The sequence below is a fragment of the Glycomyces tarimensis genome (assembly GCF_054776215.1).
In genome coordinates this window covers 76,296-89,907 of the sequence record NZ_BAAHCB010000023.1, presented here as the reverse complement: position 1 = coordinate 89,907, position 13,612 = coordinate 76,296, and the positions used below count along the sequence as shown (strand labels likewise).

Genomic DNA, 13,612 nt, shown 5'->3' with positions numbered 1-13,612 from the left:
GGGCCGGCTCGCGGCCAGGGCGAGGAAGTATCGATTCGTTTCTCGAGGCTTTCGGAAGGTAGAGTTCTCGGTCGGAGCAGTCCGGAGGGTGCGCGGGAGCGAACATGATCGAGTTCGAATCGGTTTCGAAGACCTACCCGGGCGGCACCGTCGCGGTCGCGGAGTTCTCGCTCGTGGTGCCCTCCCATCGCACCGTGGTGCTGGTCGGCTCCTCGGGTTCGGGCAAGACGACGCTGCTGCAAATGGTGAACCGCATGGTGGAGCCCACCGGCGGACGCGTCACGATCGACGGCGAGGACGTCGCCGGCCGCGACCAGGTGGCACTGCGCCGGTCCATCGGCTACGTCCTCCAACACGGCGGACTGCTGCCGCACCGGACCGTGCTGGACAACATCGCCACCGTCCCGATCCTCAACAAGACCCCTCGCAGGCGCGCCCGCGCCCAGGCGAGGGAGCTGCTCGAACGCGTCGGCCTCGACCCCTCGCTCGGGTCGCGGTACCCCTCGCAGCTCTCCGGCGGTCAGCAGCAGCGCGTCGGCGTCGCCCGCGCACTCGCGGCCGAGCCGAACATCCTGCTCATGGACGAGCCCTTCGGCGCGGTCGACCCGATCGTGCGCCGCGAACTCCAGGAGGAGCTCTCGCGGCTCCAGGCGGAGCTGGGCAAGACGATCGTGTTCGTGACGCACGATGTGGAGGAGGCATTGCGGCTCGGCGACGAGGTCGTCGTGCTGCGTCGAGGCGGCGTGGTCGCCCAGCGCGGCGCGCCCGCGGAGATCCTGGCCTCCCCCGCCGACGACTTCGTGCGCGACTTCATCGGCGCCGACCTGGCCGATCGCCGGCTCACCGTCGAGCGGGTCGACGGCCGCGACGTCGCCGTGGACGGCACGGGCCGGCCCGTCGGGGTGCTGCGCTCATGACCTGGTTGGCACATAGCTGGCCGTACGTACTCGAACTGACGAAGGACCACCTGCTGCTGAGCATCCCGGCGATCCTCTTGAGCGTGGTCGTCGCCGTCCCCATCGGACGCCTCGCGGCCCGGCGGCCCCGGATCGGCGGACTGGTGCTCGGCGCGGCGAGCCTGATGTACGCGGTCCCGGCGCTCCCGCTGCTCATCATCGTCCCGGCGATCTTCGGCTTCCCGCTGCGGTCCTCGGCGACGGTGATCACGGCGCTCACGGTGTACGGGACGGCGCTGCTGGTGCGGACCGCCGCCGACGCCTTCGCGTCGGTGGACGCGGCGGTGCGCTCGGCCGCGCTCGCCGTCGGCCACTCGCCCCGCAGCGTGTTCTGGCGCGTCGACCTGCCGCTGGCGATCCCGGTGCTGCTGTCGGGAGCGCGCGTGGTCGCCGTCAGCACGGTCAGCCTCGTGACGATCGGCGCGCTCATCGGCGTGCCCGGCCTCGGATCGCTGCTCACCGACGGATTCCAGCGCGGCATCACCGAGGAGGTGGCGGTCGGCGTGGTCGCGACGATCGTCGTGGCGCTGGTGCTCGACGGACTGGTGCTGGCGGCCGGGCGGGCCCTGACGCCGTGGACGCGCATGCCCCGGCCGCGCCTGTGGGTCTTCGGTGGTGCGCGATGAGCCTGCTCATGGACGCCGGCGCGTGGCTCGGCGACGCCGCGAACTGGCAGGGCGCCGACGGCATCCCGACCCGGACCTTGCAGCACCTGGCGATCACCGCCGGATCGGTCGGGGCCGCCGTGGCGATCGCGCTGCCCATCGGAGTCCTCATCGGACATACGCGGCGAGGGGCGGGCCTGATCGGGGCCCTCACCGGCGCGGCGCGCGCGATCCCGACACTGGGCCTGCTCACCCTCTTCGGGCTGGCTTACGGCATCGGGCTGCAGGCGTCGGTGGCGGCGCTGGTCGTCCTGGCGATCCCGTCAGTGCTGGCCGGCGCCTACGCGGGCGTTCAGTCCGTCGACGCCGCCACCGTCTCGGCGGCCAAGGCCGTCGGCCTGCGCCCGCACCAGGTGGACCTGCGCGTGGAGCTGCCGCTCGCCTCACCGGTGGTCATCGGCGGGATCCGCGCGGCGACCCTCCAGGTGGCGGCGACCGCGACGCTGGCCGCCTACATCGCCGACTTCGGCCTGGGCCGCTACCTGTTCGCGGGCCTGAAGTCGCGGGACTACCCGCAGATGCTGGCCGGGGCCCTGCTGGTCGCGGCCCTCGCCCTGCTGCTGGAGCTCGCCTTCGCCGCCGCGCAGCGTGCCGCCGCGACCCGACTCGCCGACCCCGCCCGCTCGGCGGGGCCCCCCGCATCCGAAACGACCGACACCCAGTCCGCTCAGAAAGGCCCGACCTCATGAAACGACGCGTATTCGCGGCGACCCTCGCATTCGCGGGGACCGCCGCGCTCACCGCCTGCTCCGGCGACGACCCGTTCGAATCCGGATCGGACGGCGGCGACGGCGAGACGATCGTCATCGGCTCCCAGGACTACTACTCCAACGAGATCATCGCCGAGATCTACGCCCAGGCCCTCGAAGAGGCCGGGTACACCGTGGACCGCCAGTTCCGCATCGGGCAGCGCGAGGCGTACCTGCCGGAGATCGAGGACGGCGCCATCGACCTGTTCCCCGAGTACACCGGGCCACTGCTCCAGTACTGGAACCCCGACACCGAGGCGAACCGGTCCGAGGACGTGTACGCCGAACTGGCGGACACCGTGCCCGACGGGCTGCGGGTGCTCGACCAGTCGCCCGCGAACGACCAGGACTCCTACACGGTCACCGAGGAGTTCGCCGCCGAATGGGACCTGACCGAGATCGGCGATCTCGCGAACGTCACCGTCCCCTTGACGCTCGGAGCGAACTCCGAGGCCGAGACCCGCACCTTCGGCCCCGAGGGCATGAAGGAGACCTACGGCGTCGAGATCGGTTTCACGCCGATCGAGGACGGCGGCGGGCCGCTCACCGTGAAGGCCCTCGAAGACGGGGACATCCAACTGGCCGTCATCTACACCGCCTCGCCCGCGATCGCCGAAGGCGGCCTGGTGTCGCTCGAGGACCCCGAGGGCCTCTTCCTGGCCTCCAACGTAGTGCCGCTCGCGAGCGACAACGTCGACGGCGAGGCGGCGGCCATCATCGACGACATCAGCGCGACCATGGACACCGCCGACCTCGTCGCATTGAACGTGCGCAGCGTCGACGAGGAGCTGCCGGCCTCGGTCATCGCCGAGGACTGGCTCGCCGACAATGCGCGGTAACGCTTCGCGCGGGACGGCCCGCGCGGCATCAGGAAGGGGCATGGGCACATGAACGAGGTAGACCTGGTCGTGATCGGCGCGGGACCGGTGGGCGAGAACGTCGCCGACCGGGCCGCCCGCGGCGGCCTGAAGACGGTGATCGTCGAACGCGAACTGGTCGGCGGCGAATGCTCGTACTGGGCGTGCATACCGTCGAAGGCGCTGCTGCGATCCCCGCAGGTGCTCCGCGCCGCGAAGGCGGTGCCCGGCGCGGCCGAGGCCGTGACCGGCGAACTCGACGTCGCCGCGGTCCTGCGCCGACGCGACTCGTTCGCGAGCGACTGGTCGGACGCGGGCCAGGTGAGCTGGCTCGAAGGCGCCGGCATCGAACTGATCCGCGGACACGGGCGCCTCAGCGGCGAACGCGTGGTCACCGTGACGGCGGACGACGGGACCACCACGGTCGTGCGCGCCCGGCACGCGGTCGCGGTCGCGACCGGCTCGGTCGCGAACCTCCCCGACATCCCCGGCCTGCGCGAGTCCCGCCCGTGGACCAGCCGAGAGGCGACGAGCGCGACATCGGTGCCCGAAAGCCTCGCCGTCATCGGCGGCGGCGTCGTCGCGGTCGAGATGGCGACCGTGTACGCGGCGTTCGGCGCCGAGGTGACCGTCATCGCCAGGAGCGGACTGCTCGGCGGCTTCGAGGACTTCGCGGCCGAGCGCGTCGCCGAGTCGCTGCGGTCCCGAGGCGTCGAGATCATGACCGATACGCGGACGCGGCGCGTCGAGCGCACGAGCGAGGGGGTCCGCGTAGCGACCGATCGCGGCGACGTGGTCGCCGCCGAACTGCTCGTGGCGGCCGGGCGCTCCCCCGCGACCGCCGATGTCGGCCTGGAGCACGCCGGGCTCGAGCCCGGCTCGCGGCTCGAGACCGACGACACCCTGCTCGTCACCGGCTCCGACTGGCTCTATGCCGTGGGCGACGTCAACGGCCGGGCACTCCTGACCCACCAGGGGAAGTACCAGGCGCGTGCGGCCGGCGACGTGATCGCCGCCCGCGCCGCGGGGCGCGCGGTCGACCAGGCGCCGTGGGGCGCGCACGTGGCGACCGCCGACCACACCGCGGTGCCGCAGGTCGTGTTCACCGACCCCGAGATCGCGGCCGTCGGCCCCACCGCCGACGAGGCGCGCGAGAACGGAACGACGATCCGCGTCGTGGATTACGACCTCGCCGGCGTCGCCGGCGCGAGCCTGTCCCGGGACGACGTTCAAGGGGCCGCGCGCATGATCGTCGACGAGGAGCGCGGCGTGATGATCGGAGCGACCTTCGTCGGCCCCGAAGTCGCCGAACTGGTGCAGACGGCGACCACGGCGATCGTCGGCGAGGTCCCGATCGACCGCCTCTGGCACGCGGTGCCGGCCTTCCCGAGCATCAGCGAGATCTGGCTGCGTCTGCTGGAGGAGTACGGGCGCCCGTCCCGTTGAGGCGGCCCGGAGGACTCAGATCGATTCGATCAGGCCGCGCACGTACGCCGCCTGGCCGGTGTGCTGCTGGTTGTCGTTGACGACGCTCACCAGCCGCACGCCGAGCGTCACCGGCGGGTCCCAGGCGGTGTCCACGACCCGGTCGAGATCGGCGGCCGAGAGGGACTCGACGTAAGCGAGCGTGGCGTCATGAACCGCGTCGTAGTAGGCGCGAAGCTCGGAGACGTTGATCCCGCTCACCTGTGCCACCTGCTCACCGGTGTGCCCGTACCCGATGTCCTCGGGCGCGAGCGGCAGCGCGAACCGCTCGTGCCACCCCTCCGCGGTCCAGGTCTGCTCCCGCCCGGCGACACCCGCGACATGATCGTCCTGGACCCGCGCGACGTGCCACACGAGCCACCCGATCGGATTCGCCTGCGGCCCCGGCCGCGTGTCCAACTCCTCCTGCGACAGGCCGTCCAATACCGCGTGGACCTCCTCGCGCACCCGCCCGAACGCGTCCGCGAAGACTTCGCTGACCTCCATGGAAACTCCCCTCTGTACTGGCCGCCGAGGATGGTCGGTCCACCCCGGCGCTCCACCGGACAGGAGACCATCCTCGCATCGGTCCGTCGCCTCGGCCGCCGAACGTTCTGGCTCGCTCGGGGGCCTAGGATCGACGCCCATGGCTTCCCCCACGCTCGCAGGCGAACGCCCGACCGAGACGGCCCGATGGGTCCTTCCCGTGGTGCTGCCGTTCGCGGCCGTGCTCGCCCTCCACGTGCTGATCGCTCCCGGCGCGACGAGCGAAGCGCTGAGCACCGTCGGGACCGGCGCGCTGTGGGGCGGCGCGCTCATCGCCGGGCTGGTCGTGACGGTAGCCGGAGTCCTGGCCGTGACCGGACTGCGTGCGGGGGCCGAGCGCGCCCGCGTTCTCGCGACAGCCCCGGCGACCTGGATCGCGGTCGCGGTCGTCGCGTACTTCATCCTCCTCACCGCGGTCGCCTCCCGGATGTGGCCGCTGCCGTTCTTCGACGTCTTCGAACGACACTGGCAGGGCAAGGTGCTCGACCTGTTGTGGGTGGCGATCCTGTTCGCGATCCTGCACCGCTGGGCGCGTGAGGAAGCGGGCCTGCGGTGGAGGATCCGCCGCGGATCGATGGCGCCGGCGATGATCACGATCGGCGCGGTCTTCGCGCTGTACATCGGCCTGACGGCGCTGGCCGTGGCGCTCGACCCGGCGTCGAGCTCGGCGGTGGACCTCGAGCGGATCGCCTTCAACGCCACCATCCCGAACCTCACCGAGGAGCTCATCTGGCGCGGCGCGATGCTCGCGGTGCTCGACCGGGTCTTCGGCACGCCGAGAACGCTGTTCGGCGCCGAGGTCGGGTGGGGCCTGGTGATCACCGCGGTCGTCTTCGGGCTCGGCCACGCGATCCTCGTCGACCTGGACACCGGCGAGTGGAGCCTCAACATCGCCGGCGGGGTCTTCGCCGGGATCATGGGGCTGGCACTGGCCTGGATCTGGGCGCGGACCGGCAGCATATGGCCGGCGTTCCTGCTGCATTGCGCGCCCGAACTCGGTGTGGACGTCGGCATGGCGATAGCCGGCTAGCGCACGCGAACACGTTCCGTGCAATCGGTCTGGACTATGGGGACCACCTCAGGGCACGATGTTCCGCCTGTTCGAGCAGCGGGCTCGCCCTCGGAGGGCGACGCTCAGGACGACGCTTCGTAGCGGGCGGCGAGCGCGGCGGCGCGGTCGCGCAGGGCGGTGCGCAACCACTGCGGGGCCAGCGCCTCGGCGTCCGTGGCGAGCTGCCAGAGCGCCCATTCGGCGTGCCGCGAATCCTGGAAGGTCAGTTCCATCCGCAGCCGACCGTCGGCGTCGCTTGCTTCGGCGAGGACGGCCAGCGCGGTGCCCACCAGCTCCTCGCGCCGCGTCGGGTCGAGTCGAACCGACACGGTGACCTGGTCGCCGCCGGCCCGGAACCGGGTGCCGCGCTCCTGCCACGCCTGGTCCAGATCGACCCGGTCCGGCCGCTGCGCGGGCTCGGCGAGCTCCTCGGCGGCCGAGATCCGGGACAGCCGGTAGGTGCGGTCCGCGCCGGACCGCGTGGCCAGCAGATAGCCTCGGTCCCGCACGGTGACCAGACCGATCGGGTCGACCGTGCGCCATATCGGGGCCTGGTCCACGGCCGCGTAACGGATGCGCAGCTTGTGCCCGGCGAAGACCGCGCGCCGCACCTCGGCCAATACGGTGTCGGGCAACTCCTCGGCGAGCTGCCGACGCGAGAGCAGGTCGGTCTCGGGCTCGATGAGCAGCCGCTCGGCCACGTCGGCCGCGGTGTCCCGATGGCTTTCGGGCAGTGCGTCGACCACCTTGAGCATGGCCGAAGCGAGCGCCGAGCCGAGGCCGAACGCCTGCGCGCCGCGCCGTGATCCGGCGACCAAGAGGGCAAGGGCCTCCTCGTGGTTCAGTCCGGTGAGCTCGGTCTGGAAACCGGGCAGCAGCGCGAACCCGCCGTGCCGGCCGCGTTCGGCGTAGACCGGGACGCCGGCTGCGGACAGCGCCTCGATGTCGCGCAGCACGGTGCGGGTGGACACCTCCAGTTCGCGGGCGAGCGCGGTCGCGGACAGCCGACCGCGCTGTCGCAGCAGCAGCACCAGGGAGACCAAGCGGTCGGCACGCATGCGAAAACTTTACAGGAATACATGACAGGGGATGTCGTGTATTGCTGGGAGGCTGGCCTATGACAGCGACCCACCGCCTACGAGAGGTGATCCACATAGCACACGCCATTGTGAACCCAGATGAACTGCACGACCCGGCCCCGTTCGGCTACAGCCACACCGTCACCGTGCCGGCGGGCTCGGAACTGGTGCTCATCGCCGGTCAGTACGGATCGGGCCCGGATGGCGCGGTCGTCTCGGCCGACTTCTCCGAGCAGGTGCAGCAGACGTTCCGCAACATCGGCGTCGCCCTTGCCGCACATGGGCTCGACCTCGGCCACGTCGTCCAGCTCAGGACCTATGTGGTGGACCATGACGTCAGCAAGCTCGGACCGATCGCCGGGGCTGTGCATGAGGGCTGGGGCAAGCAGCCGCCCACGCAGACGCTCATCGGTGTCGCGAGCCTGGCGGCGCCCGACGTGCTGTTCGAGGTCGAGGCCGTAGCCGTCCGGCCCTGACCCGCCGCACTGACGAAGGGGCGCCTCGCAGGCGGGCGCACACGGCTCGCCTGCGAGGCGCCCATGACATCACTTGGCAGGCCACACCGGCTCATCGCCGGGCCACACCACTCCCTTGTTGCGGCACAGGCAGAACGGATGCCCGATCGGGTCGGTGTAGACCCGCCAGCCGTAGCCTTCGGGCCCGATGAAGTCCTGCCGCAGCGTCGCACCGAGGTCGATGACGCGGCGCTGTTCGGGCTCGATCTCGTCCACTTCGAAGTCGAGGTGGTACTGCTTGGGGTGTTCGCTGCTGGGCCAGCGCGGCGGACGGTAGTCCTCCACTCGCTGGAAGGCCAGCTCGATCTCGCCGAACTGGATGCCGGCCCAATGGTCGTGGCTGCCCTCCTTGATCGCGCGGCCCGTCACCGCGGCGTAGAAGGCCGCCAGTTCCATCGGGTCCGGGCAGTCGATGATGAAATCGGTGAGTTTCAACATCCGGCGATCTTGCCACGGTGCAGGGCGCGGCCGATACCGCCCTGGAGGAGGCGGGGAGGCCATGCGATTTCCGCCGCACCCTCCGAACTCGCGACCGGTGCGACCTCCCGCATGGTTTCGGCTCCCCGAACCGTACCGGCCGCAGGAGGGCGGGCGGTGCGGTCGGCGTGTTCCTTCCGGTTCGCGAATCCGGGCTACTATGACTGGGTTTCGTATACCAGGGGGAACCGATGCCCGGAGAAGGCGATTTCGCGCAGCAGTTGGCCGAGGCGCGGGCGGCTGTGGCGAGGGCTACCGCCTCGCCCGAGCAGGCTGTGCCGGTGACGGCCGAGGCGGCGAAGGGGCACATCGGCGTGATCCTCGGGGTCGACGGCCGCGTCTCGGCGATCAAAGTGGATCCCAAGGCGTTCAAGGAAGGCACCGACTACATCGCGCAGCACGTCCTGACGGCGCTGAACGACGCGCTCGACCAGCGATCGGCGATGGTCAGCACGGACGAGCGCGTCCCGAACCTGGAGTCCATCGGCGAGTCCTTGGCCGAGGTTCAGGACTCGGGGGTGCGTCGCCTCCAGGCGATGAGCGCCTCGATCGACCAGGTCGTCGGGAAACGCAACAGGACCGGATAGCGAAGACGCGATGCCGGGGCCATGCGATCGGCCCCGACTGGTTCGGCACCTGATCGCGTCATCGGTTCGCGGCGGCAAGCAGTGCCGCCCGTCAATGCTTGGTTCTTCCCGGTACCGGCCGGGGGCTGGAGGTTCGAATGTTCGGAGAAGACCAGATTGCGCAGCAGCTCGCGCGGACGCGTGAGACCCTGTCGCATAGACCTGATTCCCCTGGCGGCCAATCGGAGCCGATACAGACCGAAGCGGCCGAAGGGCGCATCAAGGTCACGCTCGGGACCGATGGGCGCTTCGAGCGGATCAAGATGACCCTCAGCGCCCTCAAGGACGGCCCTGACGCACTCGTCGAGCAGCTCACGCTGGCGGTCAACAACGCGCTCGACCAGCGGACCGAGCTGACGACCGCCGAGGGCCCGGCCCCGGACATGGCGGCGATGAACGAGCGGGTGGCCCGCCTCCAGGACGCCTCGCTGCAGCAATTCAAGGACATGCACGCCGCGATCGGCGACCTCATGTCCAAGATCCACGGAGGCCGGTGACCATGGCCGGATTCGACGTCGACCCCGAGACCATCCGGAAATCCGCGGACGAACTCGACGGCGCAAAGGACGAGGTGCAGGCGCTCCTCGACCAGTTCACCGCGTCGGTCGAGCAGTACGCGGACGCCTTCGGCGGCGACACGATCGGCACTGCGGGCGGCATCGCGCACGGTGCGTGCGTGGGAGCGGTCACAGAGTGCTTCACCGGCATCGTCGAGGACCTGACGGGCCTCTCCGAGGCGCTGCGCGCCATGGCGGACGACCACCAGGCGACCGACGACGAGATCGCCCAAGTCTTCAGCGCCCTTCAGGGCGAGCTCGAGGCCTGAACTCGGCAACGGCGGCCCGCCCGCCACTCAGATCACCCGCTGGACCGTCGACCGCATCACCGGTCGGCCCGCCGGCTCCGAAACCGCAATCGAATCCGCCGCAAGGAGTGCGCGCTCGTGGGTATGCAACTGCCTTCAGAACTGATAGGCCTGCTGGGCATGCTGGGCTACGAATGGCCCGAGTCCGATGAGGAGTCCCTGTTCAAGCTCGCAGGGGAGTGGACCGGCATGGCCGACCAGCTTGCCGGGAGGATCGAGTCGCTCCAATCCGCGGCGCGAACGCTCCTGGAGAACAACCAAGGCGCGCATATCGACGCCTTCCAGCGCGAATGGGAGGCCGAGGAGTCGTCTCCCGCGAGCCTGATGAAGGCCGGCGACCCGGCCAACGTGCTCAACATCGGCCTGACCGTCATGGCCGGGATCGTCCTGGCGCTGAAGATCCAGGTGATCGTGCAGTTGGCGATCCTGGCGTTCCAGATCGCACAGGCGATCGCGTTCGCGGCGGTGACCTTCGGCGCCTCGCTGGTGCAGATCCCGATCTTCAAGACCATCACCGGGCTCATCATCGACCAGATGATGGGCATGGCTATCGACAGGGTGCTCAATGGCTAGCAGAAGCAGCAGCAAGGATCGGTCCCCCGACGGCGGCGCCAAGCTCATCGACAAAGTCCTCGACGACGGCGCCTGGTCGCCGCCGACGCCCAAGAAGCGCGAGAAGGGCAAAGAGGGCGACGGCGGCCGAGCAGGAGACCAGCACGATCCGATCCGGCGATACACGGACGGCAGCGATGAGCTCAATCGGTATCTGCGAACGACGAACAAGTCTTCCTACAGCAAGGAGGACAGGGAGCGGTTCGACAAGGAGGCGGCCGAGATCTCGGCGGCGCTGCACAACCTTCGCGCGTCTCCAGGGAAGACCTGGCGTGGCGCTCCGGCGGGGGAATGGCTCGACAAATACGACAAGGGCGGGCTGTATTCGGACCCCGCCTTCATGAGCACTTCCACGAGCGAAGCGGCCGCGAACCGATTCAAGACCATTGCCACCGGCGGTTTTTCCGGAAGGAGAACCGACGGCGTCATATTCTCCATCGACGGAAAGAGCGGTCGCGACATCAGCGGAAACTCGAGCCTCTCCCATCAGAACGAAGTCCTCTTCGATCGAGGGACACTCTTCCGGATCAAAGACAAGCGCAAGGAGGATGACACCACGTTCCTCGATTTGGAAGAGTTGACGTGAAGTGCGAGCAAGGGCGCGGTGATCATCGCGGGGGCGATCCAGGGGGCAGGCCGGGACCGGGCTACAGGGCTCCTTGCGACTTGGGCGCGTTCCGCTGCCGACACGAAGACGCCGCTGCGCGACGCGGCCCTGCGCCTGGTCGGCCGGCACGGATTCGCGGGCAGCTCGATCCGCGCGATCCCTCCGAAGTCGGACGACCAGCGCGAGTCCGCTCGGACCGACGTCCTGGGCCACGTCGAGACGTTCCTCCGCGCCGCGTCCAGGGCCACTCCCAGGCCGCGAGCCACCCGTGCTGCGCAGCCGCTCGTGCCCGGGAAGGCCGACAGTCTTGACCACGACCCGGCGTCAACGCTCCTCAAGGGCGAGCCCGAGTGGCAGAAGGAATACGGACCGCCTCCCACCCGAAGCCTCATTGCGGTTTCCGGGACGAATGCGCACTATCGATCACCATTCGCAGCGGGGCAGCGGGCGGGCATACTCGCAGGATGAACCTTGAGATGCGGGAGATCGAGGCGTTCTTGACTGTCGCGGAGGAACTGCACTTCGGACGCGCCGCCGAGCGCCTGACCTTGTCCACCTCCCGAGTCAGCTCCCTGATCCGCACCCTCGAACGCCGGGTCGGCACGCCGCTGTTCGAGCGCACCAGCCGCAGTGTGCGCCTCACCCCCGCCGGCGAGCATCTCTTCGCCGAGCTGCGCGCCGCCTACGTGCGCATCGAGCGCGCCCTCGCCGACGTGCGGTCCGCAGCCGACCAGGCCGGGCAGGTGGTCCGCGTCGGCTTCGCCACCACGCTCCCCGAGAAGGTGCCCTCGGCGCTGGTCGAGGCCTTCGAAGAGGCGTACCCGGCGGCGCGCGTCGTCCAGTACGCGGCCCCCACCACCGACCTGTTCCACTGGCTCGAAGGCGACCGCACCGCCTGGCAGGTCGACGTGTTCGTGACGTGGATGCCCGTGGAGGACTCGCCCGAGGCGGACCTGGCGATCGGTCCCGTCCTGCACCGCATCCCGCGCGCGGTGATGCTCGGGGCCGATCATCCGCTGGCGGACCGCGCGGTGGTCGACGTCGAGGACCTGGCGGAGTACGAGGTGGTCTACCCGCAGCTGCCGAAGTGGTACGGCGCCGCGTGGACGCCGCAGACCACACCCAGCGGGCGCGAGCTCCGGCTGCGCAGGGTCAACGCCGAGTACATCGAGGACGTGCTGCGGCTCGTCGCCGATCAGCAGCTCGCGCACCTGACCTTCTCCTCACTGCTCGACTCCTACCGCCGGCCCGGCGTCGTGGTACTGCCCCTCATCGGACTGCCGGCGATGCCCGTGCGCCCGGTGTGGTCGAGTTCGTCCCGGCATCCGCTCGTGCGGGCGTTCGCCGATGTCGCCGCCGAGCACAGCCACCGCGCCGGCTGGCACGTCGGCTAGCTTCGCGCCGATCGTGTTGCCAGACGACACGAGCGTGCTGCGATTCGATCTTGTTCGGGGCTCTCGCGCAGGGAAGTGTAGGGGTCATGAGCAACGAGCACAGCATCAAGCGATTCACCGTCGACATCCCCGAGGCCGAACTCAAAGAACTGGACGAGCGCCTCGCACGGGCCCGGTTCACCGACCAGATCCCCGGCGCCGAAACGACCTACGGCGTCAGCGTCGACCGCGTCAAGCACCTCGTCGAATACTGGCGCGACGGCTTCGACTGGCGCGCCTGGGAAGCCCGCCTCAACGCCCATCCCCAGTTCACCACCGAGATCGACGGCCAGAACATCCATTTCCTCCACGTCCGCTCCGAACGCGAGGACGCCTTCCCGCTCCTGCTCACCCACGGCTGGCCCGGCTCCGTGGTCGAGTTCCTCAACGTCATCGAGCCGCTCACCGCCGCCGGCTTCCACCTCGTGATCCCCTCGATCCCCGGATTCGGCTTCTCCGGCCCGACCACCGAGACCGGTTGGGACAACGCGCGCATCGCCCGCGCTTGGGCCGAGCTGATGGCCCGCCTCGGCTACACCCGCTACGGCGCCGCCGGGAACGACGCCGGGTCGATGATCTCGCCGGAGGTGGGGCGGGTCGACCCGGAGCATGTCGCGGGCGTTCACGTCACCCAGGTGTTCTCCTTCCCCAGCGGCGACCCCGCCGAGTTCGAGAACCTCACCGAGGACGACCACCGCACCCTTGAGACCCTCAACTGGTTCATGCAGCACAAATTCGCGTTCAACCTGCTGCAGGCCCAGCAGCCGCAGACGTTGGCGCACGCTCTGGCGGATTCGCCGGTCGGCCTGCTCGGCTGGAACGCGCAGCTCATGGACGAGGACGTCGACGACGACTTCGTCCTGGCCAATGTCGCGATCTACTGGTTCACCGGGACCGCCGGCTCCTCGATCCGGCTCTACTTCGAGAACGACAAGGCCGAGGCCCCGACGGGCCAGACGACCGTGCCGCTCGCGCTCGCCGGTTCGAAGGGCGACTTCCACGGCGTCCGCAGCTTCGCCGAGCGCGACCACGCCGACGTCCGCTCCTGGAACGTCTACGAGGACAAGAGCCACTACCTCCACTACGTCGCACCCGAGAAGCTGGCCGCCG

17 protein-coding genes are annotated in these 13,612 nt (G+C 70.0%); 14 read left to right on the top strand and 3 right to left on the bottom strand.

Annotated elements, in window-relative coordinates:
* The first annotated feature begins 104 nt into the window (after positions 1-104).
* The 5 genes from ACYVK3_RS19090 to ACYVK3_RS19070 are packed head-to-tail and all read left to right on the top strand — an operon-like array spanning position 105 to position 4,673.
* A complete protein-coding gene (locus ACYVK3_RS19090) occupies positions 105-917 on the top strand; it encodes an ABC transporter ATP-binding protein (protein ID WP_460498920.1) in 813 nt (270 codons plus the stop codon).
* The gene (locus ACYVK3_RS19085) at positions 914-1,582 is read left to right on the top strand and encodes an ABC transporter permease (protein ID WP_460498919.1); all 669 of its coding nucleotides are present in this window, start codon (positions 914-916) and stop codon (positions 1,580-1,582) included. The genes ACYVK3_RS19090 and ACYVK3_RS19085 overlap by 4 nt, the downstream gene beginning before the upstream one ends.
* A complete protein-coding gene (locus tag ACYVK3_RS19080; protein WP_460498918.1) occupies positions 1,579-2,310 on the top strand; it encodes an ABC transporter permease in 732 nt (243 codons plus the stop codon). The genes ACYVK3_RS19085 and ACYVK3_RS19080 overlap by 4 nt, the downstream gene beginning before the upstream one ends.
* Positions 2,307-3,209 (top strand): ABC transporter substrate-binding protein, encoded by a 903-nt coding sequence (locus ACYVK3_RS19075; RefSeq protein ID WP_460498917.1) that lies wholly within the window; start codon positions 2,307-2,309, stop codon positions 3,207-3,209. The genes ACYVK3_RS19080 and ACYVK3_RS19075 overlap by 4 nt, the downstream gene beginning before the upstream one ends.
* Positions 3,210-3,257: 48 nt before the next feature.
* Positions 3,258-4,673, top strand: coding sequence for a dihydrolipoyl dehydrogenase family protein (locus ACYVK3_RS19070; protein WP_460498916.1), 1,416 nt, complete (start codon positions 3,258-3,260; stop codon positions 4,671-4,673).
* Positions 4,674-4,688: 15 nt separating this feature from the next.
* On the opposite strand, the gene ACYVK3_RS19065 is transcribed toward ACYVK3_RS19070, so the two are convergent.
* Positions 4,689-5,198, bottom strand: a complete 510-nt coding sequence (locus tag ACYVK3_RS19065; protein ID WP_460498915.1) for a DinB family protein — start codon at positions 5,196-5,198, stop codon at positions 4,689-4,691.
* Positions 5,199-5,337: 139 nt separating this feature from the next.
* Between ACYVK3_RS19065 and ACYVK3_RS19060 the strand changes: the two genes are divergently transcribed.
* Entirely contained in the window at positions 5,338-6,267 is a 930-nt protein-coding gene (locus ACYVK3_RS19060) for a CPBP family intramembrane glutamic endopeptidase (RefSeq protein ID WP_460498914.1), read from the top strand.
* Positions 6,268-6,371: 104 nt separating this feature from the next.
* Here ACYVK3_RS19060 and ACYVK3_RS19055 read toward each other — a convergent pair whose 3' ends face one another.
* The gene (locus ACYVK3_RS19055) at positions 6,372-7,346 is read right to left on the bottom strand and encodes a helix-turn-helix transcriptional regulator (protein WP_460498913.1); all 975 of its coding nucleotides are present in this window, start codon (positions 7,344-7,346) and stop codon (positions 6,372-6,374) included.
* A gap of 95 nt (positions 7,347-7,441) precedes the next feature.
* On the opposite strand from ACYVK3_RS19055, the gene ACYVK3_RS19050 reads away from it, so the two are divergent.
* On the top strand, positions 7,442-7,843 hold the full coding sequence (locus ACYVK3_RS19050; protein ID WP_460498958.1) for a RidA family protein: 402 nt from the start codon (positions 7,442-7,444) through the stop codon (positions 7,841-7,843).
* A 69-nt stretch (positions 7,844-7,912) separates the two neighbouring features.
* Here ACYVK3_RS19050 and ACYVK3_RS19045 read toward each other — a convergent pair whose 3' ends face one another.
* The gene (locus ACYVK3_RS19045; protein ID WP_460498912.1) at positions 7,913-8,320 is read right to left on the bottom strand and encodes a VOC family protein; all 408 of its coding nucleotides are present in this window, start codon (positions 8,318-8,320) and stop codon (positions 7,913-7,915) included.
* Positions 8,321-8,550: 230 nt separating this feature from the next.
* Here ACYVK3_RS19045 and ACYVK3_RS19040 point away from each other — a divergent pair, with 230 nt between their 5' ends.
* From ACYVK3_RS19040 to ACYVK3_RS19010, 7 genes are all read left to right on the top strand, one after another.
* A complete protein-coding gene (locus ACYVK3_RS19040; protein WP_460498911.1) occupies positions 8,551-8,946 on the top strand; it encodes a YbaB/EbfC family nucleoid-associated protein in 396 nt (131 codons plus the stop codon).
* 137 nt (positions 8,947-9,083) lie between these two features.
* Positions 9,084-9,482 carry a hypothetical protein gene (locus tag ACYVK3_RS19035; protein WP_460498910.1) on the top strand — a complete coding sequence of 133 codons (399 nt, stop codon included), beginning with the start codon at positions 9,084-9,086 and terminating at the stop codon, positions 9,480-9,482.
* Between the two features lie 2 nt (positions 9,483-9,484).
* Entirely contained in the window at positions 9,485-9,811 is a 327-nt protein-coding gene (locus ACYVK3_RS19030; protein ID WP_460498909.1) for a WXG100 family type VII secretion target, read from the top strand.
* 123 nt (positions 9,812-9,934) lie between these two features.
* Positions 9,935-10,423, top strand: coding sequence for a WXG100-like domain-containing protein (locus ACYVK3_RS19025; RefSeq protein WP_460498957.1), 489 nt, complete (start codon positions 9,935-9,937; stop codon positions 10,421-10,423).
* Positions 10,416-11,048 (top strand): ADP-ribosyltransferase family protein, encoded by a 633-nt coding sequence (locus ACYVK3_RS19020; RefSeq protein WP_460498908.1) that lies wholly within the window; start codon positions 10,416-10,418, stop codon positions 11,046-11,048. The genes ACYVK3_RS19025 and ACYVK3_RS19020 overlap by 8 nt, the downstream gene beginning before the upstream one ends.
* 485 nt (positions 11,049-11,533) lie before the next feature.
* Positions 11,534-12,463, top strand: coding sequence for a LysR family transcriptional regulator (locus ACYVK3_RS19015; RefSeq protein ID WP_460498907.1), 930 nt, complete (start codon positions 11,534-11,536; stop codon positions 12,461-12,463).
* An 86-nt stretch (positions 12,464-12,549) separates the two neighbouring features.
* Positions 12,550-13,612, top strand: a 1,063-nt coding sequence (locus ACYVK3_RS19010) for an epoxide hydrolase family protein (protein ID WP_460498906.1), incomplete at its 3' end; no start/stop codon positions are given.